A 25356-nucleotide genomic window follows, 5' to 3' on the forward strand; every position below is an offset into this window, starting at 1 on the left:
ATTATCCTGGAGAACTGCTTTTCTTTTATTCAGTATGCAGGTATGCTTTCTCCATAATTTCTTTAAAATCATGTTGATATAATAATTTATTTCCATTCTCCATCATTCTTCCTTATTTCCTTCATAATTGGCGAAAAGTTGTTTTTTACACTTTCATTTTTTTACGCAGGCTCTGACTAATTGACGTTAAAGGTCGTAAAGTTAATCACGTCAACACGGCAACGCGCCGTCAGAATAACTGAAAGTAAGGAATAACCTATGAAGAAGATGATTGCTCTGTTTGTTACCTCTACGCTGGCTCTGGGCGCGGCTAACCTGGCTCACGCCGCCGATACCACCACCGCACCGGCCGCACAGCCGGACGGCAAAATGATGATGCACCATAAAGGTAAGCCAGGAATGCATCATGACATGATGTTCCAGGGGCTGAACCTGACTGATGCGCAGAAACAGCAGATCCGCGACATCATGAAAAGCCAGCGCGAGAATATGAAGCGTCCGTCCCTCGACGAACGTCGCGACATGCATAACCTGATCGCCAGCGACAGCTTTGATAAAGCCAAAGCCGAGGCGCAGATCGACAAAATGGCTGAGCAGCACAAAGCGATGATGCTCTCCCGCATGGAAACGCAGAACAAGATCTACAACATTCTGACCCCGGATCAGAAAAAGCAATTTAATGCCAATTTTGAGAAGCGTCTGACAGAACGTCATGCGCCAGACGGTAAAATGCCAGTACCTGCTGAATAACTCAGCATCCGGACTCAAGACCGCCGGTCTTGCCCATTCTGCGCCTTCGGGGGCGGTGGGCAGGCCCGGCGATTTTCTTTTTTTCAGCGCGACGTTAAGGTATACCTCCGGTGTGCCGATAGTAGATTTTCGGACAGAAAAAATAACGATAAAACGGCTGCTTTTCTTGAGCCTTCCGACGCCTCTGCGTCGTTCAGGAGTCGCAATGGAATACTTTGATATTCGCAAAATGCCCGTCAGCCTGTGGCGAAACGGCGGCGGTGAGACCCGTGAACTGTGTTGCTTCCCGCCCGGCACTCGCGATTTTAGCTGGCGTGCCAGCATTGCCTCTATCGCCAGTAACGGCGATTTTTCTCTTTTCCCCGGCGTCGATCGGGTCATCACGTTACTGGAAGGTGGCGAAGTGAGACTCGACGGCGGCGCGGCGTTTCAGCATACCCTGACCCATCTTGAACCGTTCTATTTTGCCGGTGAACAGCCGGTCTATGCGCAGATCACAGACGGCAAGATGTCGATGGATTTCAATATCATGACCCGGCGGGACTGCTGTCAGGCGCAGCTGCGGGTCGCTGACCGAACCTTTACCACGTTTGCGCCTAACGGCGGCGTGGTGTTTGTCCTCAGTGGTGCGTGGCAACTGGGCGACAAACTGCTGACAGCCGATCAGGGCGCGTACTGGCAGGGTGGGCCGCACANNGTGCGGGTGTACCAGCCTTCAATAATTTTCGCGACGCCGTCGTCGATGTTTTTGCCCTCGAGATAATCGTCAATGTTCTCGTAGGTGACGCCCAGTGCCGCTTCGTCAGGCAGAGAAGGGCGGTCGTCTTCAAGGTCAGCGGTTGGCGCTTTCTTGTAGAGATGCTCCGGGCAGCCCAGCGCGGCCAGCAGTTGTTTTCCCTGGCGTTTGTTGAGGCGGTAAATCGGATTAATATCGGTGCCGCCATCGCCATATTTTGTGAAAAAGCCCGTCACCGCTTCGGCGGCATGGTCGGTGCCCACCACCACCCCTTTGGTCATACCCGCAATGCTGTACTGCGCTTTCATACGTTCACGGGCCTTCTCGTTGCCGCGCACAAAATCGCTCAGCTCAATTCCGGCTTCACGAAGCGCCTGTTCGCTCGCCAGCACCGCGCCTTTGATGTTCACGGTCAGCACGCGATCTGGCTGAATGAAGTCAATCGCATCCTGACAATCCTGCTCATCGGCCTGAACGCCAAAGGGCAGGCGCACGGCGATAAACTGCAGATCGCTGTTCCCCGTTTCGTCGCGCAGTTCCGTGATCGCCATCTGGCAGAGCTTGCCAGTGAGGGTGGAATCCTGACCGCCGCTGATCCCCAGCACCAGCGAGTGAAGGAACGGATACGTTTTCAGGTAGGCTTTGAGAAAATCCACGCTGCGGCGGATTTCGGCGTCAGGGTCAATCTGTGGCTTAGCGCCAAGTGTGCGAATAATCTCGTGTTGTAACGTCATGCAACACCTCCATAAATAAATAAGCGTGATGTGTTAAAGCTAACGCGTTGCCAGGAAAACGACAAGGATCACAGTTTTGATTGCTGCAAAAGAGCGCGATTCAGCAGCTTATCGTTTTTTCACTAGAATGTTCCGAAAGTTATTTCAATAAGCATGCTAAGTTGAAAAATCGTCTGATCTATTCCAGGCTTATAACACGCTGATAAACAAGAGGACGGAATATGAACACGAAAATCGCAGGAATGTTAGGTGCAGCGGCAGTATTCACGATGCTGGCAGGTTGTACTGCCTATGATCGAACCAAAGACCAGTTCACACAGCCCGTGGTCAAAGATGTGAAGAAAGGGATGACACGTGCACAGGTTCAGCAGATCGCGGGTCAACCATCATCCGAAGTCTCCATGATCCATGCGCGCGGGACTTGCCAGACCTACATCCTGGGTCAACGTGATGGTAAGGCCGAAACCTATTTTGTGGCGCTGGATGACACCGGACGCGTGATTAACTCTGGCTATCAGACCTGTGCTGAGTATGACACCGATCCGCAGGTCAATAAGTAGCTATCCGTAGTTTGCCTGAGCTCTACGAAAGCCTGTCCTCCCGGACGGGCTTTTTTGATCGCCTAATCTTAATTCTTTCCGCGAATTATTTGACTGAAGTGTGAGGGTAGTCATAACCCAAGGTCAACCAGAGACAATTTTTACTAAACAGGGATTATCCACCCCCGGTACGTTGACGTATACTCAACCCATCAACAGCAGTAACCAAAAGGTTACAAAATCACCAACAGGCAGGGGAATGGAAACCGTCCTGGCTGTCGGAAGCAGAAAGAAGATAAAAAATAAGTTGAGGAGGCGTCTATGGAAAAGAAACACATTTATCTGTTTTGCTCTGCGGGCATGTCGACATCGTTACTGGTCTCTAAAATGCGTGCTCAGGCAGAAAAGTATGAAGTTCCCGTCATTATCGATGCATACCCTGAAACACTCGCAGGGGAAAAAGGACCACAGGCCGACGTCGTATTATTAGGCCCCCAGATTGCTTATATGTTGCCCGAAATTCAACGCCTGCTGCCAAATAAACCGGTTGAGGTGATTGATTCAATTCTGTACGGCAAAGTAGATGGTTTAGGTGTACTTAAAGCCGCTGTCGCCGCAATTAAAAAAGCCGCAGCGCAATAATTTTATTATTTTTCCCGTCAAAGAGTAATTTCACACACATGCGCCGTAATATTCATTGCGGCTTTTAAGGGTATTTTTCTATGAGTAGAGTCATCGGTTCGCTTGAAAAGGTACTCCTTCCTTTTGCAGTCAAAATTGGAAAGCAGCCTCACGTTAATGCGATTAAAAACGGCTTTATTAAGTTAATGCCGTTAACCCTCGCAGGGGCAATGTTCGTTCTTATTAACAACGTCTTTCTGAGTTTTGGCGAAGGTTCGTTTTTTTTCTCCCTGGGTGTTCGCTTAGATCCCTCAACCATTGAAACTTTAAATAGTTTTAAAGCCATCGGCGGCAATGTATACAACGGTACACTGGGTATTATGTCGTTGATGGCGCCTTTTTTTATTGGCATGGCGTTGGCGGAAGAGCGAAAGGTTGACCCGTTAGCCGCAGGGTTATTATCCGTTGCCGCTTTTATGACGGTAACGCCGTACAGCGTGGGCGAAGCCTATGCGGTAGGCGCTAACTGGCTGGGCGGGCAAAATATTATTTCCGGCATGATTATCGGCCTGGTCGTTGCGGAGCTGTTCACCTTTGTTATCCGCCGCAACTGGGTAATAACGCTGCCGGACAGCGTGCCGTCGTCGGTGTCGCGTTCTTTCTCGGCGTTAATCCCTGGCTTCCTGATCCTCTCTGTTTTCGGGATCATCTCCTGGGCACTGACCCACTGGCAGACTAACTTCCACCAGATCATCATGGATTCCATCTCTACGCCGCTGGCGTCGATGGGTAGCGTGGTGGGCTGGGCTTACGTGGTGTTCAACTCGCTGCTGTGGTTCTTCGGCGTGCATGGCTCGCTGGCGTTGACCGCGCTGGACAACGGCATCATGACCCCGTGGGCGCTGGAAAACATCGCGCTGTACAACCAGTATGGCTCTGTCGACGCGGCGATTGCTGCCGGTAAACAGTTCCACTTCTGGGCGAAACCGATGCTCGACTCCTACATCCTGCTGGGGGGTTCCGGGGCAACGCTCGGTCTGATTATCGCCATCTTCATTGGCTCCCGCCGTGCGGATCATCGTCAGGTGGCTAAGCTGGCGCTGCCATCAGGCATCTTCCAGATTAACGANNCTGCCGATCATCATGAACCCGGTGATGTTCATTCCGTTCGTGCTGATTCAGCCGATTCTGGCAGCGATTACGCTGGCGGCTTATTCAATGGGCATTATTCCACCGGTCACCAACCTGGCACCGTGGACCATGCCAACCGGCCTCGGGGCGTTCTTCAACAGTAACGGCAGCATTGCCGCACTGCTGGTGGCGCTGTTTAACCTGGGTGTCTCGGTTCTGGTTTACCTTCCGTTCGTGACGATCTCTAACAAAGCGCAGACCGTGATTAACGAAGAAGAGAGCGAAGAAGATATCGCTGAAGCACTGAAATTCTGATGTCGCGCGGTGTGGGGGAAGGTCTCCCACACCGCCAGTCAAAGAGGGAAAAGATATGCTGGACTTGGATCACATCATGGACGCAGACACCCCGGAAAATGACCTCGAAGAGGTGGTGATGGGGCTGATTATTAACTCAGGCCAGGCGCGCAGCCTTGCGTATACCGCGCTGAAGCAGGCAAAGCAGGGTGATTTTGCCGGCGCGAAAGCGACGATGGAGCAGTCCCGCGTGGCGCTCAGTGAAGCCCACCGCGTGCAGACGCAGCTTATCGAAAGCGACGAAGGCGAAGGCAAAATGAAAGTCAGCCTGGTGCTGGTTCATGCGCAGGATCATCTTATGACGTCAATGCTGGCGCGTGAGCTGGTGGCTGAATTGATTGAACTGCACGAGAAGGTACAATAACAGGCAATCAACGACGATGAGGCAACCGAAGATGATGACCATGGAAATCAGCACCGCCAGAGAACAGCAGCTTTTCAATGGTAAGAATTTTCACGTCGTTATCTACAACAAGACGGAGAGTGCCGGCGGTTTGCATCAGCATGACTACTATGAATTCACCATAGTATTAACCGGTCGCTATTATCAGGAGATCAATGGCAAACGGGTCCTGCTGGAGCGCGGTGATTTTGTTTTTATCCCGATGGGCTCGCACCACCAGAGTTTTTATGAATTTGGTGCCACGCGCATTCTGAATGTCGGGATCAGCAAACGTTTCTTTGAAACGCATTATCAGCCCCTGTTGCCTTCTGTGCTGGTCGCATCGCAGTTGTATTCTGTTAAAAATACCTTTCTCAGCTATATCGAATCAGTGGTCGCCTCGTTAAATTTCCGCGAAACGGAATTTGATGAGTTTATTGAACTGGTCTCGTTTTATGTGATTAACCGTTTACGGCATTATCGCGAAGAGCCGGTTCAGGACGTTACGCCGCAGTGGTTAAAAACCACCGTCGAAGAGATGCACGATAAACTTAAGTTTGGCGAAAACGCGCTGGAAATGATGGTGAGTCTGTCGGGAAAATCGCAGGAGTATTTAACCCGGGCAACCCAGCGTTATTATGGCAAAACGCCGATGCAGATTATTAATGACATCCGCATTAACTTCGCCAAAAAGCAACTTGAGATTACCAACTACTCGGTAACGGATATTGCTTATGAGTCAGGTTACAGCAGCCCCAGTCTTTTTATTAAGACCTTCAAGAAACTGACGTCATTAACCCCAAGCAATTACCGCAGGCAGCTTACCGTAATTAATTAACGCTTTGCGGACAATTTCCGCCGCAACAGATTACTGAATTTACCTGTCCGTGCTCAGCGTGGAGAGTCGGCTACGCTCAGCTTATGGAATCATTAGGGAGAAAGTTATGAGTCAGAAATTGAAAGTCGTTACGATTGGTGGTGGCAGCAGCTATACGCCAGAATTACTTGAGGGTTTCCTGAAGCGTTATCACGAGTTGCCGGTGAGCGAATTGTGGCTGGTTGATGTTGAGGACGGACAGGAAAAACTTGATATCATTCATGCGCTTTGTCAGCGGATGGTCGAAAAAGCGGGCGTACCGATGAAGGTATTCAAAACGCTGGATCGCCGTCAGGCGCTGCAAGGTGCCGATTTCGTGACCACGCAGTTACGCGTCGGCCAACTTGATGCACGTGAAAAAGATGAGCGTATCCCGCTCAGCCACGGCTATCTTGGGCAGGAAACCAACGGCGCGGCAGGCCTATTTAAAGGTTTGCGCACCATTCCGGTGATTTTTGACATCATTAAAGATGTACAGGAAATCTGCCCTGACGCGTGGGTGATCAACTTCACCAACCCGGCCGGTATGGTGACGGAAGCGGTTTACCGCCATACCAACTTCAAACGTTTTATCGGCGTCTGCAACATTCCCGTCGGCATGAAGATGTTCATCACCGACGTGCTGAAGCTGACCGAGAAAGACGAGCTGTCGATTGATCTGTTCGGCCTGAATCACATGGTGTTCCTGCGTGATGTGCTGGTGAACGGACAGTCACGTTTTGCCGAACTGCTGGACGGCGTCGCCTCCGGCAAGCTGACGGCGAACTCGGTGAAGAACATTTTTGACCTACCGTTCAGCGAGGGGCTGATTCGTTCCCTGAATCTGCTACCGTGTTCGTATCTGCTCTATTACTTCAAGCAGAAAGAGATGCTGGCGATTGAAATGGGCGAATACTACAAAGGCGGCGCCCGTGCCCAGGTCGTTAAGAAGGTCGAGAAACAGCTGTTCGAGCTGTATAAAGACCCTGATCTTAACGTCAAGCCGAAGGAGCTGGAGCTGCGCGGCGGGGCGTACTACTCTGACGCTGCCTGTGAAGTGATCAACGCGATTTATAACGACAAGCAGACCGAGCATTACGTTAATATTCCGCACCACGGCCATATTGATAATATTCCGGCTGACTGGGCGGTGGAAATGACGGCGATCCTCGGTCGCGACGGCGCGAAACCGCACGCGCGCATCACCCATTTTGATGAGAAAGTGCTGGGCCTGATTTACACCATTAAAGGCTTCGAGGTGGCGGCAAGCCAGGCGGCGATCAGCGGCGAGTTTAATGATGTGTTGCTGGCATTGAACCTGAGCCCGCTGATTCATTCCGATCGCGATGCAGAAATCCTGGCGCGCGAACTGATCCTTGCCCATGAGAAGTGGCTGCCGAACTTTGCGTCCACCATCGAGAAACTGAAGCAATAACGGGAGTGCAGATGGACGCTGTATTAATCGTCAATGCCGATGATTTTGGCCTCAGCAAAGGCCAGAACTATGGGATCGTCGACGCCTGCAGGCACGGTATTGTTACCTCGACCACCGCGCTGGTAAATGGTGCGGAAATTGAGCATGCCGCACAGCTGAGTCGCAGCCTGCCGGAACTGGCGGTCGGGATGCACTTTGTTTTGACGCTCGGCCAGCCGCTGTCACCCATGCCGTCGCTGACCCGTGACGGCCTGCTGGGGAAATGGATCTGGGAGATGGCGGAAGCCGACGCGTTACCGCTTGAAGAAATCGCCCGTGAGCTGGACTGTCAGTACCACCGGTTTGTCGATCTGTTTGGTTACGAGCCGACGCATCTCGACAGCCACCACCACGTGCATATGATCCCGCAGATTTTCCCGATTGTGGCGGCGTATGCCAAAGCGAAGGGCGTGGCGTTGCGCGTTGACCGGGGGCTGGCTGCATTGCATCAGCTCGACACCGACGGTATTCGCAGTAGTGACGGTTTTGCCAGCGAATTCTATGGCGACGCCATCAGCGAAGCGCTGTTCCTGCAAACGCTGGACAATTCCATCGCTCGCGGTGAGCGTTCGCTTGAAGTGATGTGCCACCCGGCGTTTGTCGACAATACCATCATGGGCAGCGCCTACTGCTATCCGCGTCTGGCGGAGCTGGAGGTGCTGACATCGCCATCGCTGAAACAGGCGGTCAGTGCGAAAGGATATCGCCCCGGCACCTACCGGGACGTGTAAAGGCAAGCCCGGTCGCATTGTATGCGCCGGGCTTTTTTCAGGCTGGAATAAACGGAATTTTGCCTGAGCGCGACCACACGCGATGTGCGGCCAGCAGCGTCAGCAGGTCATCCACCGTCTGCGTGGACAGCGCATCACCTTCAACAATCCCTTCTTCACCCTGCGGACTGACGTTCAGGATCGCTTTAAACTGCCGCGCATCGCCTGCCAGCACAATCGGTTTGAGGTGCTTGTAGGCTTCCAGCAGGTAATATTGCGCATCGCCGTTGTTGCGAATACTGTCGATATCGCCACCCGGGACGATCACCGCATCGACGGTCAGGGAAGGGGCGCCGGCAAAGGTGGCCGCAACCGGCAGTATTGAACCGTCATCAGCAGTCACTTCGCCCATTCGGGCGTAAAGCAGTTTGGCGTGAACGCCTTCGGCTTTCAGCCCGGCCAGCAGCGTCAGCACATCGGCGGACGCGACGCGGTCGTTCAGCAGCACGGCGACGACACGGCCTTTAATCTTCCCGCCAGGAATGGCGTACAGACTGAGCGTCGGATCTTTATTCACGCCGCTGACGTCTGGTGGTGGCATGATCTGCTTCTGCTCGTCGGTCAGGGTGATGCCGAGATTGTCCGCTACCGCCTGCGCCAGCGTCAGGTCGATATGCGCCAGCTGATCCACCACGCGCTCGCGGATATACGGACGCCCGACTTTGCTCAGCTCGAAGCTGAACGCGCCAACGATGTGTTCCTGCTCCTGCGGCGTCTGGCTGTTCCAGAACAGGCGCGGGTGGGAATAATATTCGCCAAACGAAGGACTGCGCTCGCGAATTTTATGGCCATCCACGCGCTCCTGCAAAGTCTCGAAACCACCGCGTTTTGGTCCCGGCGGGGTTTCGCGCGGCCAGTTATCGTTGATCGAGTTCGGCTCATAGTTCGCGGGATTGGTCTCGATATCCATCCGGTGCATGCCGTCACGCTGGTAATTGTGATACGGGCAGGTCGGGCGGTTGATGGGGATTTCATGGAAATTCGGCCCACCGAGACGGCTGATTTGCGTATCGGTGTAGGAGAAGAGACGCCCCTGCAGCAGCGGATCGTTGGTGAAATCCAGCCCGGGAACGATGTGACCGGGGTGGAACGCCGCCTGTTCGTTCTCAGAGAAGAAGTTGTCCGGGTTGCGGTTGAGCACCATTTTGCCGACCAGCTGTACCGGCACCAGCGCTTCCGGGATCAGCTTGGTCGGGTCGAGCAAGTCGAAGTCAAATTTGAACTCGTCCTCTTCCGGGATCAGCTGTAGCCCCAGTTCGTATTCCGGGTAATCGCCCGCTTCAATGGATTCCCACAGTTCGCGACGGTGGAAATCCGGATCACGACCGGTGAGTTTTTGCGACTCATCCCACAGCAGCGAGGCTTTCCCGGCGACCGGTTTCCAGTGGAAACGGACAAAGGTGGCTTTCCCCGCAGCGTTGATCATGCGGAAAGTGTGGATACCGAAGCCTTCCATCGTGCGGTAGCTGCGCGGAATACCGCGGTCAGACATCGCCCACATCACGTTATGCAGCGTTTCGGGCTGCAGCGAGACATAATCCCAGAAGGTGTCGTGAGCACTTTGCCCCTGCGGCAGTTGCCAGTGTGGCTCCGGCTTCACCGCATGGACGAAGTCAGGAAACTTCATTGCATCCTGAATAAAGAAAATCGGCGTGTTGTTGCCGACCAGGTCAAAAATACCCTCTTCGGTATAGAACTTGGTGGCAAAACCGCGAATATCACGCACCGTATCAGCGGAGCCTGCGCCGCCCTGCACGGTGGAGAAACGCACAAAGACCGGGGTGATTTTATCCGGATCGGAAAGGAAATCGGCCTTCGTGATGTCAGAAAGATTTTTATAAGGCTGGAAGTAGCCGTGCGCGGCGGAACCGCGGGCATGCACGATGCGCTCAGGGATGCGTTCGTGGTCAAAATGGGTGATTTTTTCCCGCAGGATAAAGTCTTCCAGTAGCGTCGGGCCGCGGGTGCCAGCGCGCAGCGAGTTCTGATCGTCGGCGATGCGTACGCCCTGATTAGTGGTCAGCGGAAAGTTTTCGCTGCCTTTGCGAAACGGCTCAAGGCTGTCCAGTTTCTTGTTGCGGGTATCCGGTGCTTTCAGGCTGCCGGAGGTGGTGGGTTGTTCACCGGGCGCGCTCGGTTGCGGGGTGGGGCGATGCGATCCGTCTTCCGGCGCCAGCGAATCAAGGCCTGGCCGGGATTCACTGGAATCATGCACCGGTGAAGTGTGTTGATGTGGGTTCTTGTCATTCTGTGACATTGCACTCGTCTCCTGTTTTCATTGCTGAAAATTGGTCGTTGCTGCACCAAAACCCTTCTAACTATAGAACAAACGAGCGGCCTCTTCTTACGAAGCGAGGAAGGATCGGCTATCATAAAGGTTTATGTTTGTCGTCTCTGCATTATGAATTCGTCTCTTATGAAACCGACTCGCCAACAAAACCGACGCATTATCAGCTACGTACCACGAGTAGAACCCGCTCCGCCCGATCATGCTCTGAAAGTCGACGGGTTCCGTGATGTCTGGCTTTTGCGGGGGAAATACGTGGCCTTTGTGATGATGGGCGACAGCTTTCGCCGTTCGCAGGCATTCAGCGGGCCGGAAGCGGCGCAGCGTTGGGCGTTGCAGATGCGACAGGAAGGAGAGATTGGCGAGGCGTAAAACGTTTTCGGTTATTTCTGATGAAAAAAAATCGCCCGCAGGCGATTTTTTGTTTTTAGCGATGAGCCAGTTCGGCATCATCTTCACTGTCGAGGATCGCTTTATCCGTCTGACGCAGCCACTGACTGGTCAGCGTGCCTGCGGTCATCGAACCGCTGACGTTCAGCGCGGTACGGCCCNGACACCGGCAACCCCGGCGGAGCTGACGGTGACAATGCCGACCAGCGTCGCAATCCACAGCGGATCCAGCGGGTTAATACCCACCGTCGGCGCTACCATTACTGCCAGCATGGCCGGGTAGAGACCCGCACAGCCGTTCTGACCAATGGTCGCGCCAAAAGAGGCAGAGAAGCTGGCGATGGATTCCGGCACGCCCAGACGACGGGTCTGCGCTTCCACGTTCAGCGGAATAGACGCGGCGCTGGAGCGGCTGGTGAAGGCAAAGGTCAGCACCGGCCACACTTTACGGAAATATTTGAGCGGGCTGACGCCGTTCACGCCCAGCAGAATGCCATGGATCACGAACATGATGCCAAGGCCCAGATAAGACGCGACCACAAAGCTGCCCAGCTTGATGATGTCCTGCAGGTTAGAGCCTGCGACGACCTTGGTCATCAGCGCCAGTACGCCGTACGGGGTCAGTTGCATCACCAGACGCACCAGCTTCATCACCCAGCTCTGCAGCGTGTCGATGGCAGTCAGGACGCGTTTGCCTTTGGCTTCGTCATCTTTCAGCAGTTTCAGTGCCGCGACGCCGAGGAAAGCCGCGAAAATCACCAGACTGATGATCGAGGTCGGGCTGGCACCGGTCAGATCGGCAAACGGGTTTTTCGGTACGAAAGAGAGCAGCAGCTGCGGCACGGTCAGATCGGCCAGTTTGCCGACGTAGTTGCTCTGAATCGCGTTCAGACGCGCGGTTTCCGCGCTGCCCTGCACCAGACCTTCAGCGGTCAGACCGAACAGGTTGGTCACCAGCACACCGACCAGCGCGGCGATAAGCGTGGTAAACAGCAGCGTACCGATGGTCAGAAAACTGATTTTGCCCAGTTGAGAGGCGTTATGCAGACGGGCCACCGCGCTCAGAATGGAGGCGAAGACCAGTGGCATCACAATCATTTGCAGCAGTTGCACATAGCCGTTGCCGACGATGTTAAACCACTGGATAGAGTCTTTCAGTACCGCACTGTCGGCACCGTAGATCAGCTGCAGCGCCAGACCAAAGACCACGCCGATCACCAGACCGACCAAGACTTTTTTTGCCAGACTCCACTGTTTGTGGCGGGTTTGCGCCAGCGCAAACAGCAAAACCACGAACACGATAATGTTCGCGACTAATGGAAAGTTCATCCCGTTCTCCTGAGTAACATTTCTGGTTGGCTTAGGATTGCCAACTTAGTTAACGCAAGAGTAACAGAAGTGACATATGGCGCTTATATCCAAATGGAATGGAATATGTCAAAAGTGAAATTTTTGACTATTTATTGTCCGCTCTGGTGGTTTATAAATCGCTCAAAGGTGATTTGCAGGGAGTTAATCACCCCGGATGACCAGCGCACCGCGCTATTCTCCGGCAACGACTGTGGCATCCAGACCGCCCAGGCGAAGAGCGCCATACAGAGCACGCGTTCAAGCTGATTGCCTTTTTGCGGCACCAGTATCGGCAGGGGGGGGACGATATGGCTCAGGTAACCGAGCACCATGCCCTGCAGCGCATCCGCAGGCACAATCCAGCTTTCAGGCACTTTCAGATAGAACAGGGTTAACGCGGCAAACACTGCCAGCAGACTGTGGGTAAAGCCGCGGTGGCCAAAGGCACGGGCGACGGGTTTTGAGATCCAGCGCAGGCGCTGGCCGAGAAAGGACCTGGGGTGGTCGATGTCCGGTAACAGACAGGTCAGCACCGCCGACGGAATGATATGCCACCAGTCACCCTGCGCCAGCACAGGCGTCAGTTCGGCATTTTTGGCAAATACCGCACTGGCAATGGAAAATAGCAGGTGGCCTTCCGCCGTCATGGTCAAACCCGGTGAAACTGTCGATTCATCCAGTATAGGGTTTTTATACAGTATCCGGAAGTGGTGACGTTGTAACTCTTTGTCACAATCCACGTGAGAAAGGAGAGGCGGGCAGCAAGGCACTGCCCGGCAGGCGTTTAACCGCCCAGATGCTGTGGTGTCAGCTGCTCCAGGCTGCTCAGTTTGACGTCAGCGAGAACATAGCGAGGGTCCTGAAAATGCTCGCTATCCGGCACGACAATGGAGCGCATCCGCGCTGCTTTGCTGGCAATCATGCCGTTCACAGAATCTTCCAGCGCCACGCAGTACAACGGATCCACCCCCAGCTTTGCCGCGCAGTCGATGTAAACCTGTGGGTGCGGCTTGCTGTAGGGCAGCGCTTCCGCCGAGGCCAGCGCGTCAAACTGGTCGCGCAGGTCAAACATGGTGAGCACTTTTTCCAGCATATGCAGCGGCGACGCGGACGCAAGACCCACTTTCAGCCCCTGCGCTTTACACAGCGCTACGGCTTCACGCACGCCTGGTAGCAGCGGGCGTTCTTCTTCTACCAGCGAAATGGCGCGGTTGATGATGCGGTCGGTGACTTCCGCACGGTCAGGGCCTACCCACGGCTGATGGGCATACCATAAATCGACAACCATATCGATGCGCAGACCCAGCGTGTCCGGCAACTCGCCGCGACGCGTGATATCCACACCCAGACTTGCCATCACCTCCAGCTCAGCACGATCCCATAAGGGTTCAGAATCAATCAGCAGTCCATCCATATCGAAAATAGCGGCAAGAATTTGACGCGGGGTCGGCATAACCACTTCTCCTGTAGAGTCATCGGGAAGATTAAATTGCCCTCATGGTAACGTATTTCCCCGGAAAGATCGGGCGAAAAATTGCAGCTACAGGTAGACTTAACAGCTGTAACATGAGGGCGATTCGATTTGCCAGACTGGAGCAGGATTTTTTACAAGGGGAACTCATGACGTATCAACAAGCTGGACGTATCGCTGTACTCAAACGCATCGCGGGATGGGTGATTTTCATCCCGGCAGTGGTTTCCACGCTCATTTCCGTTTTAAAATTTATGTACGATCACAGCGAAAAACAGACCGGTATTGACGCCGTGATGCTGGATTTCGCCCATGTCATGATTGATATGATCCGTGTTAACACCCCGTTTCTTAACGTGTTCTGGTACAACTCTCCAGTGCCGGATTTTAAGAACAGCCTGAATATTCTGTTCTGGGTGATTTTTGCGCTGGTGTTTGTCGGGCTGGCGTTGCAGGCGTCCGGTGCGCGTATGAGCCGGCAGGCGAAATTTCTGCGCGAAGGGGTTGAAGATCAGCTGATTCTCGAAAAAGCAAAAGGGCCGGAAGGATTATCGCGCGAGCAGATCGAATCCCGCATTGTAGTGCCACATCACACGCTATTTCTGCAGATCTTCCCCCTGTACATCATGCCGGTGATTTGTATTGTCGTCGGCTATTTCTTCTTTTCGTTGCTGGGCTTTATCTGAAGAGAAACCGGCCGCAGAGCGCGGCCGGAGAAGGCTTACAGGGTTGGCAGCGGGCGAGGTTTTCCGTCGTTGTCGACCGCAACATAGATGAATAACGCTTCCGTGGCTTTATAGCGCTGACCAATCGGTTCGGACGAGACCTTCTTCACCCACACTTCAATGTTGATGTTGATTGACGTATTGCCGCGTTTAACGCAACGGGCATAACAGCACACCACATCACCCACCGCGACCGGACGCAAAAAGGTCATGCCGTCGACTCTGACGGTCACCACGCGGCCATGTGCAATCTCTTTCGCCATGATCGCGCCGCCGATGTCCATCTGCGACATCAACCAGCCGCCGAAAATATCACCATTGGCGTTGGTATCCGACGGCATCGCCAGGGTGCGCAGAACCAGTTCGCCCTGCGGGGCGTTAACGATTTCACTCATTATTGTTCATCCTGCGGCATGTGGCGGTAGATATAGACACCGCTTAACAGCGTAAACACCAGCGTCAGCGCCGTCAGACCGAAGACTTTGAAGTTCACCCAGATATTTTGCGGCAGCCAGAAGGCGATGTAGATATTCGCCAGCCCACAAAGAATAAAGAACACCGCCCAGGCGATGTTCAGCCGTGACCAGACGGTTTCCGGCAGGTTGATTTCTTTGCCCAGCATGCGCTGGATCAGCGGTTTTTTCATCACCCACTGACTGATGAGCAGTGCGCCCGCGAACAGGGCGTAAATCACCGTCACTTTCCATTTAATAAATTCGTCGTTATGGAAGAACAGCGTCAGACCGCCAAACACGGCGACCAGCACAAATGTGACCAGTGCCATTTTTTCGATTTTACGAAAGCGCACCCAGCTGTAGATCAGCACCACGGCAGTGGCGATGATCAGCGCTGTGGTGGCAGCATAGATGTCGTAGATTTTATAGAACGCAAAAAATACGACTAACGGTAAAAAATCCAGAAACTGCTTCATTCATTGGTTCCGTGATTCAGACATGGCCCGGCAACCCGGACCAGCCATAAGTTTAGTTGCGGATCAGCATATACAGGCGGAACAAATAGACAAGCAACACGGCGGAAATCAGGTTGCTTAACGTATTCACCACCACGGCGCCGACGTACGGCGTCAGCACGGCAAAATCTGCGGCAAAAAGCAGCAGCAGCGTTTTGGCCAGCAGCCAGGCGATCACCGCCGGGGCCACCAGGCGCATATTCCCCCACGCCAGACGCAGACTGTTGCGCATCGACGAGAAGATACCCTGTTTGTCCTGCACCATCATCACTGGCGCGAAAGCCAGTACGATAGCCATCAGCACGCCCGGCACGACCACCAGCATCACGCCCATCTGGACAAGAAAGGTGGTGATTAAAATCAGCAGAAACAGTTTCGGTAGCACCGGTGCGCTGGCACCGATGGCGCGAAGGGCGCTGACGCGATGCCCGGCGGTGATAAGCTGGATGAGAAGCATAACGCCGCCCGCCAGGATCGCATTGCCCACCAGCCCGGAAAAGGTCGAGGCCGCCGACGCGCGCAGCAGGATTTGCTGCTGCTCTGGCGTCATGTTTTGCACCAGCTCGAACAGGCCGACGCTGCCCTCAAGGTTGTCGCCTTCGCGCAGAACCGCCAGCTGCTCGTCGCTGGGTGAAAACGCATGGCCAAGCACTACCGTGATTAATGCACACAACAATGCAATCAGCAAAATCGTAACGAACTGATTACGAAAAAAATTACCCGTGTCACGGTAAACGGACTTCGCCGTGATAGACATGCACTCTCCTTGAGTATTGCAGGTGTTAATTAGGCGGTGATTGTAACTCAGAAGAGGCCAGCGTGGCAGCATCAAGACCTGTATGGAAAGGCATATCTTTGTAAAGAGGCGGTAAGCCGTAATGTGCGCGGGCACGGTTACAGGCGTCGTTCTCGACACCATTCTCACCGGACATGGCAAATTCACGGCAGGGCGATGGCCGGTTTTCATAAATCGAACAGCTAACGCCATCGCCAATGTCGCCCACCAGCGCGGTACAACGGCTCTGCCGGTTGTTGGTGCCGCGCATGCAGCGCAGAAAAGGGGTAAGGGGCTCGGTCTGCGACGCAGGAACGCATCCACCCGCATCGTCGGCTTCAGCCCAGTAAAAAGAGACACGAAAATACGCACAACAGGCACCGCATGTCATGCACGGATTCAACTCGCTCATAACTCACCTGAAAAAAACGCATATGAAAGATTGTCCTGGCTAAAGTATGCCGCGGCGATTGTCGCCGCAAGCGGTCAACCAAAAAATAAAATCGGCGTAAGCAATAAAATCTTAAAATTGATATAGATAGGATCTCAACTCTCAAAGAGTGTTTCAAAAAATTAATCTGGATCAATGAATGTTAAATTTAAGCATTTAATGTGATCTGTGTTGGATCGTGTTTACCCAATTATGGGTATATTTGCCGCGCAGGTAAAACCATAATGAGGGTATGGATATGAAGAAATTAGCTGTGGCGGCATTGGTTTTAGGCACGCTTTCAACTGGCGGGGCATGGGCGCATGAGGAAGGGGAATTCTTTATTCGCGCAGGTAGTGCAACGGTACGACCAACCGAAGGTTCGGATAACGTTCTCGGCGCGCTTGGCGGGTTCAACGTTAACAACAATACCCAGCTAGGTTTAACCTTTACGTATATGGCAACGGAAAACATCGGTATTGAGCTGCTGGCTGCAACGCCGTTCCGTCATAAAGTGGGCACCGGCCCGACCGGCAATATCGCAACGGTGCATCATTTGCCGCCAACCTTAATGGCGCAGTGGTATTTTGGCGATGCCAAAAGCCAATGGCGTCCGTACGTTGGCGCGGGTATCAACTACACCATGTTCTTTGATGAAAAATTCAACGACACGGGTAAGGATGCCGGGCTGAGCGATCTGAGCCTCGATGATTCCTGGGGCGCTGCGGGGCAGGTGGGGCTTGATTACCTCATCAACCGCGACTGGCTGTTGAACATGTCTGTCTGGTACATGGATATCGATACCGACGTGAAATTTAAAGCCGGTGGCGTGAATCAGACCGTCAGCACGCGTCTGGATCCGTGGGTATTTATGTTCTCTGCGGGTTATCGTTTCTAATCCACGCCTGCAAAAAACATCTGAACAACTGGCCCTTTGTGGCCAGTTGTTGTTTGTATGTATCACGAACAATTCTGTTACTTTTTGCTGCCTGCGTCATTGCGTTCATGTTAATGACACAACACCCGGTTAACCTCAATCAGTGACGCGATGTCACCCCGACCGCAACCCCCTTTTTCTTATTTTATCTTAAATGGGTGAGGCGGTTTCGAATCAATACGTTATCTGTTTTTCTCCGGCAATCAGACTCAGGAAAAATTCACGGGATATAAAATCAAATCACTACTGATCCCCTGCGTGTTGCGCTACGTTAGCCTCTCCTGACAGAAGGAAACACCAGGCGGCGATGAGCCGGAGTAACATAATAAAAGGGTTTGATTAATCACTATGGTTGAAATGAAATTATTGAGCAGAATTGCTTCCTGCGATTGTCTGGCAAAGCTTGAGTTGCTGCATAACCTGATTTGCAAAAATATCCCTGCCAAAGACAGAGGCGAATTCATTGTTGCCCTGAACACGCGACACGATGAACTGGCGAGCCTCAGTTATTACGAAAAAGATTACATCGACCTCGAAAGCTACTGAGACCAAAAAAAAGCCCGCACGATGTGCGGGCAAGTCATACTGGAAGCAATGTGAGCAATGTCGTACTGAATACCTGAGTGATTCGCTCAACTATTCAGTAATGAGAAAGATAATATTTCTCATCTAAGATATCAACCCCAACTTTATTGCGGGTGCTCACACGCCCGACCCTCTGCCATCACGCCTGCGCGGTGGCGGCCTTCATACTGCTGACAAACGTTTTCAGTTCATCCAGCATCGCCGGGTGATTGTCGACGTTTTTCTCAATGATTTTTACGATTGCCGAACCGGAAATCGCGCCCGCCGCACCGGCGCCAATGGCCGCGCTGACCTGATCCGGCGACGAAATCCCGAACCCCTGCAACGGCGGTGCCGCATGGTACTCGGTCAGTTTCTCTACCAGATGGTGCAGCGGAAGCGCCGCCCGGTTCTCGGCACCGGTCACCCCCGCACGCGACAGCAGATAGGTATAGCCGCGACCGTAAGAGGCTATCTGACGCAGTAAATTATCGTCGGCGTTCGGCGGGCAGATGAAAATCGGCGCAATGTTATGGCGCATCGCCGCCTGGCGGAACTCAGCAGACTCTTCCACCGGTACGTCTGCCACCAGCACGGAATCGACGCCCACGCGGGCGCACTCGGCATAAAAGGCATCAATACCACGGTTAAACACCAGGTTGGCATACATCAGCAGGCCAATCGGGATCGTCGGATATTTCTGGCGAATCGCCGCCAGCAGCTCAAAGCACTGCGTCGGTGTGACACCAGCGGCAAATGCGCGCAGGGTAGCGCTCTGAATGGTCGGGCCGTCAGCCAGCGGATCGGAGAACGGAATACCCAGCTCCAGCGCGTCGGCCCCGGCTTCAATCAGCGTATCAATAATTTTCAGCGACTGCTCCGGGCCTGGATCGCCAAGCGTCACGAAGGGAACAAACGCGCCTTCCTTGCGGGCCTTCAGTTGTGCAAACAAAGTCTCATAGCGTTCCATCAGATTTCCCCTCGCGCTTTCAGAATATCGTGTACGGTAAAGATGTCTTTATCACCGCGGCCGGACAGGTTGACCACCAGCAATTGCTCTTTTTCCGGATTGTCGCGCATCATTTTCAGCGCGTGCGCCAGCGCGTGTGAAGACTCGAGCGCCGGAATGATCCCTTCATGGCGGCTCAGGGCTTTGAACGCCTCCAGCGCCTCGTTATCGGTGATGGAGACGTACTCCGCACGACCGATGCTATTAAGGTACGCGTGTTGCGGCCCGACGGACGGGAAATCGAGCCCGGCGGAAATGGAATACGATTCTTCAATCTGGCCTTCGTCGGTCTGCATCATCGGCGATTTCATGCCGAAATAGATGCCCACGCGGCCATGCTTCAGCGGTGCGCCATGCTCGCCGGTTTCGATACCGTGACCGGCAGGCTCCACGCCAATCAGCCCGACAGACGGTTCGTTAATAAAATCAGCGAACATACCGATGGCGTTTGAACCGCCACCCACGCAGGCGATCACCGCATCCGGCAGACGGCCTTCTTTCTCTTTCACCTGCACTTTGGTTTCTTCGCCAATCATGCGCTGGAATTCACGCACGATGGTCGGGAACGGGTGCGGGCCAGCCGCGGTACCGAGCATATAGTGCGCGGTTTCGTAACTGCCGGACCAGTCGCGCAGCGCCTCGTTACAGGCATCTTTCAGTGTTGCAGACCCGCTGTGTACCGGGATCACTTCTGCACCCATCAGACGCATACGGAAAACGTTAGGCGACTGGCGCTCAACGTCCTTGGCACCCATATAAATGCGGCACTTCAGGCCGAGCAGGGCGCTGGCCAGCGCTGACGCCACGCCGTGCTGCCCGGCGCCGGTTTCGGCGATGATCTCGGTTTTTCCCATTCGTTTCGCCAGCAGCGCCTGTCCCAGCACCTGGTTGGTTTTGTGCGCGCCGCCGTGGAGCAAATCTTCACGCTTGAGATACAGCGTGGTGTTGGTGCCCGCCGTCAGGTTGCGGCATTTGGTCAGCGCGGTTGGGCGACCGGCATAGTTTTTCAGCAGATCGGTAAATTCAGCCTGAAATGCCGGATCTTTCTGCGCGCTGACAAACGCTTCTTCAAGCTGGCGCAGGGCAGGCATCAGGATCTGTGGCACGTACATGCCGCCAAATTCGCCAAAGTAGGGGTTCAGTAACGTACTCATTGTTGCTCCTTAATATGCGCGCAGCGTCTGGAAGACCGAAGCCAGTTTGCTGGCATCTTTTATTCCCGGTTGCGACTCTACACCTGAATTGAAATCGAGTCCGGCGGCGCCGCTTCTGGCGGCTTCCACACAGTTATCTGGGCTCAGACCACCCGCCAGCAGCACATTGCTGAGGTCGGCACCGCTGAGCAATGACCAGTCAAAACGCTGGCCTGTGCCGCCCTGGCCGTTGTCGAAGAGGTATTTATCGACATGGTTCAGATCGCGGGCGGGCAGGGTGTCGGCGACGCTGAGCGCTTTCCAGATTTGCACCTGGTCCGGCAGCGACGCGCGCAGCGCATTAATGTAAGCCTGATTTTCGTTGCCGTGCAGTTGAACGGCGGCCAGTTTCAGTGCGCTAACCTTTGCGACCACCTCATCAATCGCGGCGTCACGGAATACGCCAACGTAGCTCAGCGGGGCGGCATTCATCACATCCCGCGCCTGGGCTTCATTTACCGCGCGTGGCGACGAGGCGACGAAAATCAGCCCGCCGTAAATGGCGCCCGCTTCGTATGCCGCCTGGGCATCCTGCGCGCGGGTCAGCCCGCAGACTTTGTTTTCGCCCAGCAGCACGCGGCGTACCGCAGCGCTGAGATCGTCATGGGACATCAGCGCCGAGCCAATCAGAAAACCGTTGGCAAAATGGCTCAGCTCGCGCACCTGCGCGTAGGTATTGATGCCGGATTCGCTGATCACCGTCACCCCGTGGCCTAAACGCGGCGCCAGCTGGCGGGTGCGGTTGAGATCAACCGAGAGGTCGCGCAGGTCACGGTTGTTAATGCCGACCACTTTCGCGCCGAGCGCCAGGGCGCGCTCCAGCTCCTCTTCATTGCTTGCTTCGGTCAGCACGCCCATGTTCAGGCTGTGCGCGACGGCGGCGAGCTGGCGATACTGTTCGTCATCCAGCACCGAGAGCATCAGCAGGCAGGCATCGGCCTGGTAATAGCGCGCCAGGTAAATCTGGTAAGGATCGATAATAAAGTCCTTACACAGGATCGGCTGCGGCGCCATGTTGCTGACGATCGGCAGGAAATCAAAGCTGCCCTGAAAGTATTTTTCATCGGTCAGCACCGAAATCGCCGAGGCGTGGTGCCGGTAAACACTGGCGATACGCGCCGGGTCGAAATCGTCGCGGATCACCCCTTTTGAAGGCGATGCCTTTTTACATTCCAGAATGAAGGCAGTGCGTGCCCCCTGCAGCGCGTCGTAGAAGCTGCGCGTGCTGGGGATAATATCGTTCTGAAACGTCGCCAGCGGTTGCTGTTGTTTACGGGCGTCTACCCAAATCGCTTTGTCGGCAACAATTTTCGCTAATACGGTCTGCATCATTTACCCTCTTGCCGCGAGTGCGGTCACTCTGTCATAGGCTGCGCCGCTGCGCAGAACATCGATCACCCGTTGCGCGTTGGCTTTGAGATCGTTGTGGCCGTGCAAACGCAGCAGCATCGCGACGTTGGCGGCCACGGCGGCCTCGTGGGCAGCGTCGCCTTTACCTTGTAGCAGGCGGGTGAGAATGTCACGGTTTTCTTCCGGCGTGCCGCCCGCCAGCTGTTCCTGATGATACGGCGTCAGGCCGAAGTCTTCGGCGGTCAGCTGATAGCTGCTGATCTCGCCCTCATTCAGTTCAGCAACGATAGTCGGCGCGTGCAAGGAGACTTCGTCCATACCGCCGCTGTGCACCACGGCAGCGCGCTGATAACCGAGCACGCGCAGGGTTTCGGCAATCGGCAGCACCAGTTCGGCGCTGTAGACGCCAATCAGCGCCAGCGGCGGATGCGCCGGGTTGATGAGCGGCCCGAGCACATTAAACAGAGTGCGGGTTCTCAACTGCTGACGTACCGGCATCGCGTGACGGAAGCCGGTGTGATATTTCGGCGCAAACAGGAAGCAGACGCCCAGCTCATCCAGCGCTTCGCGGGATTTCTCCGCATTCATATCCAGATTAATGCCGAACGCGGCCAGCAGATCGGACGAACCAGATTTACTGGAAACACTGCGGTTGCCGTGTTTCGCCACTTTCAGGCCGCAGGCCGCCGCCACAAAGGCGCTGGCGGGGGGAATGTTTTTCCAGAATCGGCTGCAGCGTATTGACCGGCTCCAGCTTTTGCTGCGCCCAGTCCAGCGTCTGTTCCAGCAGGCGCGCGCCCTGGGTCGTCAGAATCGATTCCGGGTGGAACTGGAAGCCGCAGACGCGGTCGGCGTCGTGACGCACCGCCATCACCATGCCGGCAAAATGGGCGTTGATGGTCAGCCCGGCCGGAATATCGCTGCCGACCAGCGAATGGTAACGGGCCACCGGCAGCGGGTTGGGCAGTCCGGCAAACATCGCCTGAGCGTCGTGCTCAATGCTCGACGCTTTGCCGTGCAGAATTTCCCCGGCCTGGCCAACGTAACCGCCATAAGCTTCCACAATCGCCTGATGACCGAGGCAGATACCGATAATCGGCAGCTTGCCGCGCAGGCGGGTCAGCAACTCCGGCATGCAGCCTGCTTCAGACGGCACGCCCGGCCCCGGCGACAGCATCAGCACCGGGTTTTTCATGGTTGCCAGACGGTCAATTAACGTTTGTGCCGGAACATGGTTACGGTAAATCACCACATTGTGTCCCTTCGAACGCAGCTGATCCGCCAGGTTGTAAGTAAACGAGTCGATATTATCGAGCAGCAGAATATCAGCCATCAGAACGTCTCCTGTGCGCGGTGTGCCTGCGCGATTGCGCGCACCACCGCGCGTGCTTTATTACGTGTTTCATCCGCTTCCGCCTGCGGGACGGAGTCCAGCACCACCCCTGCGCCTGCCTGAACGGTTGCCATGCCGTTTTCGACATACGCAGAGCGGATGACAATGCAGGTGTCCAGATCGCCGTGAGCGGTGAAGTAACCCACCGCGCCACCGTAGCTGCCGCGGCGCTTGCCTTCAGCCGCCGCAATCAGCTGCATCGCGCGCACTTTCGGTGCACCGCTCAGCGTGCCCATGTTCATGCAGGCGCGATAGGCATGCAGCACATCAAGGTCACTGCGCAGTTCGCCCACCACGCGGGACACCAGATGCATCACGAAGGAGTAGCGATCGACTTTGGTTAAGTCAGCGACGTAACGGCTGCCCGGCGTACAGATGCGCGCCAGATCGTTACGGGCGAGGTCAACCAGCATCAGATGTTCAGAGAGTTCTTTATGGTCCGTGCGCATTTCCAGTTCGATGCGGCTGTCGAGATCCCGGTCCAGCGTGCCGTCGGCACGGCGACCGCGCGGACGGGTACCGGCAATCGGATAGATTTCAATCTGGCGTGAACTGGCGTCATACTTCAGCGAACTTTCCGGTGAGGCACCAAACAGCGTAAAATCATTGTCCTGCATGAAGAACATGTACGGACTCGGGTTGCTTTTTTTCAGCACGTCATAGGCCGCCAGCGGCGACGGGCAGGGCAACTGAAAACGGCGGGACGGCACCACCTGGAAAATTTCCCCGGCACGGATTTCACGCTGCATTTTGCGCACGATGGCGCCGTACTGATCGTCGCTCTGATCGCATTCACATTGCAGGTGCGCCATCATCTGCACCGGCAGCGGCGACACCGGTTCGCCCAACTGCTGCTCAATTTCAGCGATACGTTGCGTTAAACGATCTTTTTCGCTGGTCAACGGCGTGAACAGGCTCGCCTGAATGCGGGTGCTTTTGGCCTGATGGTCGATGACCAACAGCGTTTCCGCGAGATAAAAACAGTAGTCCGGACAGGCGTTGTCGGCCTCGAGGTGCGGCAAATCTTCAAACCCGGCGACCAGGTCATAGGCAAACAGGCCGCCGAAGAACATCGCTTCACGCTCGTGTTCCGGGACGGTCACCAGATCCTGCAGCAGACGGAAGGCGTCAAACACCGACAGCGAGCGCAGGCGGGCGTCTTCGTCCAGCAGCGCGCTCACCGCCGGAAACCGCAGCACGCGGNTCCAGTAAAGCAAGCAGCGCTGCGCCGTTATCAGAGAGCGCCTGTAGCGTCACGGTGTTGCCGAGCGCGGTAATGCGCAGGGCGCTGTCGACCAGCAGCAGGCTTTTCAAATCATTTTTACTGTCGATATCTGCGGATTCGAGCAGCAGCGTGGCCGGACGCGCGCCGCACAGCTGATGAAACAGCGCAGTCGGATTGTCCCGGTAAAGGGCGTTGCTGGTCAGAAGTTCGAGCGCAGGTTTTGGTGTTTGCATCTTTGTTCTCGCCTGTCTGGATAAAAATTGTGTTCAAAAAAAAGCCCGCGTCTACGCGGGCCAGGTATCTGTGTGCAGATTGCAGACGTACGACACGTGCCCGTTAACAGGACGTGCGCCACCAGCCGTTAATCATGCGAAATTGCGTTTTCATGTGAGATACCGTTTTCTTATGAGCTTGCGTACTAGTTAACTAGTTCATGAAAATAAAGTCAACCCCCGATTTCAGAAAAATCGGGGGAGCGGCTATGATGTTGCGCTGACCCCCACCGATGTAACGGGTGCCACTTTGAGTGACCATAACGACAATTACGCCATAATTTACGACCTGCATAGCCACACTACCGCGTCTGACGGGCGTTTGACGCCACAGGAGCTGGTTCATCGCGCCCATGAAATGCGTGTCGGTACTCTGGCGATTACCGACCATGACAGCGTGTCAGCCATTCCGGCTGCGCGTGCGGAAATCGAGCGTGCCGGTTTGCCGCTGAATCTGATTACCGGCGTGGAGATCTCCACCGTCTGGGAAAATCACGAAATTCACATCGTCGGTCTGAATATCGACATGGAACATCCGCAACTGACCGGCTTTCTGGCGGAACAAAAAGAGCGTCGTCAGCAACGTGCAAAACTGATCGCCGAGCGGCTGGAAAGGGCGCACGTGCCCGGCGCCTGGGAAGGCGCGCTGGCGCTGGCGGATGGCGGCG

General features: G+C 54.8%; 24 protein-coding genes, 4 pseudogenes and 1 other annotated feature. Of the genes and pseudogenes, 14 read left to right on the forward strand and 14 right to left on the reverse strand.

Annotated elements, in window-relative coordinates; translation table 11 throughout:
- The first annotated feature begins 258 nt into the window (after nt 1-258).
- Complete coding sequence (spy, locus tag GM30_RS22200) at nt 259-750, forward strand: ATP-independent periplasmic protein-refolding chaperone Spy (protein WP_049850362.1); 492 nt, start codon at nt 259-261, stop codon at nt 748-750.
- 205 nt (nt 751-955) lie between these two features.
- On the forward strand, nt 956-1513 hold the full coding sequence (gene ves, locus GM30_RS22205) for an environmental stress-induced protein Ves (protein ID WP_049850363.1): 558 nt from the start codon (nt 956-958) through the stop codon (nt 1511-1513).
- On the opposite strand, the gene nadE is transcribed toward ves, so the two are convergent.
- A complete protein-coding gene (gene nadE, locus GM30_RS22210) occupies nt 1414-2220 on the reverse strand; it encodes an ammonia-dependent NAD(+) synthetase (protein ID WP_049850364.1) in 807 nt (268 codons plus the stop codon). The genes ves and nadE overlap by 100 nt on opposite strands.
- 221 nt (nt 2221-2441) lie before the next feature.
- Between nadE and osmE the strand changes: the two genes are divergently transcribed.
- The 7 genes and pseudogenes from osmE to chbG all read left to right on the forward strand — a co-directional run bounded on the left by osmE (nt 2442) and on the right by chbG (nt 8308).
- Nucleotides 2442-2780: an osmotically-inducible lipoprotein OsmE gene (gene osmE, locus GM30_RS22215; protein ID WP_049850365.1), complete on the forward strand. Its 339-nt coding sequence runs from the start codon at nt 2442-2444 to the stop codon at nt 2778-2780.
- Nucleotides 2781-3080: 300 nt separating this feature from the next.
- Nucleotides 3081-3401 carry a PTS N,N'-diacetylchitobiose transporter subunit IIB gene (gene chbB, locus GM30_RS22220; protein WP_049850366.1) on the forward strand — a complete coding sequence of 107 codons (321 nt, stop codon included), beginning with the start codon at nt 3081-3083 and terminating at the stop codon, nt 3399-3401.
- 80 nt (nt 3402-3481) lie between these two features.
- Nucleotides 3482-4826: pseudogene (chbC, locus tag GM30_RS25225) on the forward strand (PTS N,N'-diacetylchitobiose transporter subunit IIC).
- A 55-nt stretch (nt 4827-4881) separates the two neighbouring features.
- Nucleotides 4882-5229 carry a PTS N,N'-diacetylchitobiose transporter subunit IIA gene (gene chbA, locus GM30_RS22230; protein ID WP_049850368.1) on the forward strand — a complete coding sequence of 116 codons (348 nt, stop codon included), beginning with the start codon at nt 4882-4884 and terminating at the stop codon, nt 5227-5229.
- A gap of 16 nt (nt 5230-5245) precedes the next feature.
- On the forward strand, nt 5246-6085 hold the full coding sequence (gene chbR / locus GM30_RS22235) for a transcriptional regulator ChbR (protein WP_049850369.1): 840 nt from the start codon (nt 5246-5248) through the stop codon (nt 6083-6085).
- A gap of 106 nt (nt 6086-6191) precedes the next feature.
- Complete coding sequence (locus GM30_RS22240) at nt 6192-7538, forward strand: 6-phospho-beta-glucosidase (protein ID WP_049850370.1); 1347 nt, start codon at nt 6192-6194, stop codon at nt 7536-7538.
- Between the two features lie 11 nt (nt 7539-7549).
- Entirely contained in the window at nt 7550-8308 is a 759-nt protein-coding gene (gene chbG, locus GM30_RS22245) for a chitin disaccharide deacetylase (protein ID WP_049850371.1), read from the forward strand.
- A 37-nt stretch (nt 8309-8345) separates the two neighbouring features.
- Here chbG and katE read toward each other — a convergent pair whose 3' ends face one another.
- Nucleotides 8346-10604, reverse strand: coding sequence for a catalase HPII (katE, locus tag GM30_RS22250; protein WP_049850372.1), 2259 nt, complete (start codon nt 10602-10604; stop codon nt 8346-8348).
- A 144-nt stretch (nt 10605-10748) separates the two neighbouring features.
- Between katE and cedA the strand changes: the two genes are divergently transcribed.
- Complete coding sequence (cedA, locus tag GM30_RS22255; RefSeq protein WP_072094217.1) at nt 10749-11006, forward strand: cell division activator CedA; 258 nt, start codon at nt 10749-10751, stop codon at nt 11004-11006.
- Nucleotides 11007-11061: 55 nt separating this feature from the next.
- Here the strand turns inward: cedA and GM30_RS22260 are convergent.
- The 3 genes and pseudogenes from GM30_RS22260 to hxpB form a co-directional block, all read right to left on the reverse strand.
- Nucleotides 11062-12353 (reverse strand): annotated as a pseudogene (locus GM30_RS22260) (L-cystine transporter).
- 131 nt (nt 12354-12484) lie between these two features.
- Nucleotides 12485-13021: a metal-dependent hydrolase gene (locus GM30_RS22265; protein WP_049850374.1), complete on the reverse strand. Its 537-nt coding sequence runs from the start codon at nt 13019-13021 to the stop codon at nt 12485-12487.
- 137 nt (nt 13022-13158) lie between these two features.
- Nucleotides 13159-13827, reverse strand: coding sequence for a hexitol phosphatase HxpB (gene hxpB / locus GM30_RS22270; RefSeq protein WP_049850375.1), 669 nt, complete (start codon nt 13825-13827; stop codon nt 13159-13161).
- Between the two features lie 167 nt (nt 13828-13994).
- Here hxpB and GM30_RS22275 point away from each other — a divergent pair, with 167 nt between their 5' ends.
- Nucleotides 13995-14531: a YniB family protein gene (locus GM30_RS22275; protein WP_049850376.1), complete on the forward strand. Its 537-nt coding sequence runs from the start codon at nt 13995-13997 to the stop codon at nt 14529-14531.
- A gap of 35 nt (nt 14532-14566) precedes the next feature.
- Here GM30_RS22275 and yciA read toward each other — a convergent pair whose 3' ends face one another.
- From yciA to GM30_RS22295, 4 genes are read right to left on the reverse strand one after another with little or no spacing between them, the layout of a single operon-like run.
- The gene (yciA, locus tag GM30_RS22280; protein ID WP_049850377.1) at nt 14567-14965 is read right to left on the reverse strand and encodes an acyl-CoA thioester hydrolase YciA; all 399 of its coding nucleotides are present in this window, start codon (nt 14963-14965) and stop codon (nt 14567-14569) included.
- Entirely contained in the window at nt 14965-15501 is a 537-nt protein-coding gene (locus GM30_RS22285) for a septation protein A (protein WP_049850378.1), read from the reverse strand. The genes yciA and GM30_RS22285 overlap by 1 nt, the downstream gene beginning before the upstream one ends.
- A gap of 52 nt (nt 15502-15553) precedes the next feature.
- Entirely contained in the window at nt 15554-16297 is a 744-nt protein-coding gene (locus GM30_RS22290; RefSeq protein WP_049850379.1) for a YciC family protein, read from the reverse strand.
- Nucleotides 16298-16322: 25 nt separating this feature from the next.
- Nucleotides 16323-16727 carry a YkgJ family cysteine cluster protein gene (locus tag GM30_RS22295; protein WP_049850380.1) on the reverse strand — a complete coding sequence of 135 codons (405 nt, stop codon included), beginning with the start codon at nt 16725-16727 and terminating at the stop codon, nt 16323-16325.
- A 277-nt stretch (nt 16728-17004) separates the two neighbouring features.
- Here GM30_RS22295 and ompW point away from each other — a divergent pair, with 277 nt between their 5' ends.
- Nucleotides 17005-17643: an outer membrane protein OmpW gene (gene ompW / locus GM30_RS22300; protein ID WP_049850384.1), complete on the forward strand. Its 639-nt coding sequence runs from the start codon at nt 17005-17007 to the stop codon at nt 17641-17643.
- 405 nt (nt 17644-18048) lie between these two features.
- Nucleotides 18049-18228 carry a hypothetical protein gene (locus GM30_RS26475; RefSeq protein ID WP_155484035.1) on the forward strand — a complete coding sequence of 60 codons (180 nt, stop codon included), beginning with the start codon at nt 18049-18051 and terminating at the stop codon, nt 18226-18228.
- Between the two features lie 178 nt (nt 18229-18406).
- Here the strand turns inward: GM30_RS26475 and trpA are convergent, their stop codons facing one another.
- The 5 genes and pseudogenes from trpA to GM30_RS22330 form a co-directional block, all read right to left on the reverse strand.
- Complete coding sequence (gene trpA, locus GM30_RS22310) at nt 18407-19216, reverse strand: tryptophan synthase subunit alpha (protein WP_049850382.1); 810 nt, start codon at nt 19214-19216, stop codon at nt 18407-18409.
- Nucleotides 19216-20409 (reverse strand): tryptophan synthase subunit beta, encoded by a 1194-nt coding sequence (gene trpB / locus GM30_RS22315; RefSeq protein WP_049850383.1) that lies wholly within the window; start codon nt 20407-20409, stop codon nt 19216-19218. The genes trpA and trpB overlap by 1 nt, the downstream gene beginning before the upstream one ends.
- A 9-nt stretch (nt 20410-20418) precedes the next feature.
- The gene (gene trpCF / locus GM30_RS22320) at nt 20419-21777 is read right to left on the reverse strand and encodes a bifunctional indole-3-glycerol-phosphate synthase TrpC/phosphoribosylanthranilate isomerase TrpF (protein WP_049850385.1); all 1359 of its coding nucleotides are present in this window, start codon (nt 21775-21777) and stop codon (nt 20419-20421) included.
- Nucleotides 21778-21780: 3 nt separating this feature from the next.
- Nucleotides 21781-23131 (reverse strand): annotated as a pseudogene (trpD, locus tag GM30_RS22325) (anthranilate phosphoribosyltransferase).
- Nucleotides 23131-24649 (reverse strand): annotated as a pseudogene (locus tag GM30_RS22330) (anthranilate synthase component 1). Before GM30_RS22330 ends, trpD begins: the two co-directional pseudogenes overlap by 1 nt.
- 35 nt (nt 24650-24684) lie before the next feature.
- Nucleotides 24685-24779, reverse strand: a sequence feature (Trp leader region).
- A gap of 159 nt (nt 24780-24938) precedes the next feature.
- Here GM30_RS22330 and GM30_RS22335 point away from each other — a divergent pair.
- Nucleotides 24939-25356: PHP domain-containing protein (locus GM30_RS22335; protein ID WP_155484036.1), on the forward strand; the 418-nt coding region annotated here is incomplete at its 3' end.

The sequence above is a fragment of the Trabulsiella odontotermitis genome (assembly GCF_001188485.1).
In the GTDB taxonomy this organism is placed as follows: Bacteria; Pseudomonadota; Gammaproteobacteria; order Enterobacterales; family Enterobacteriaceae; genus Trabulsiella; species Trabulsiella odontotermitis_A.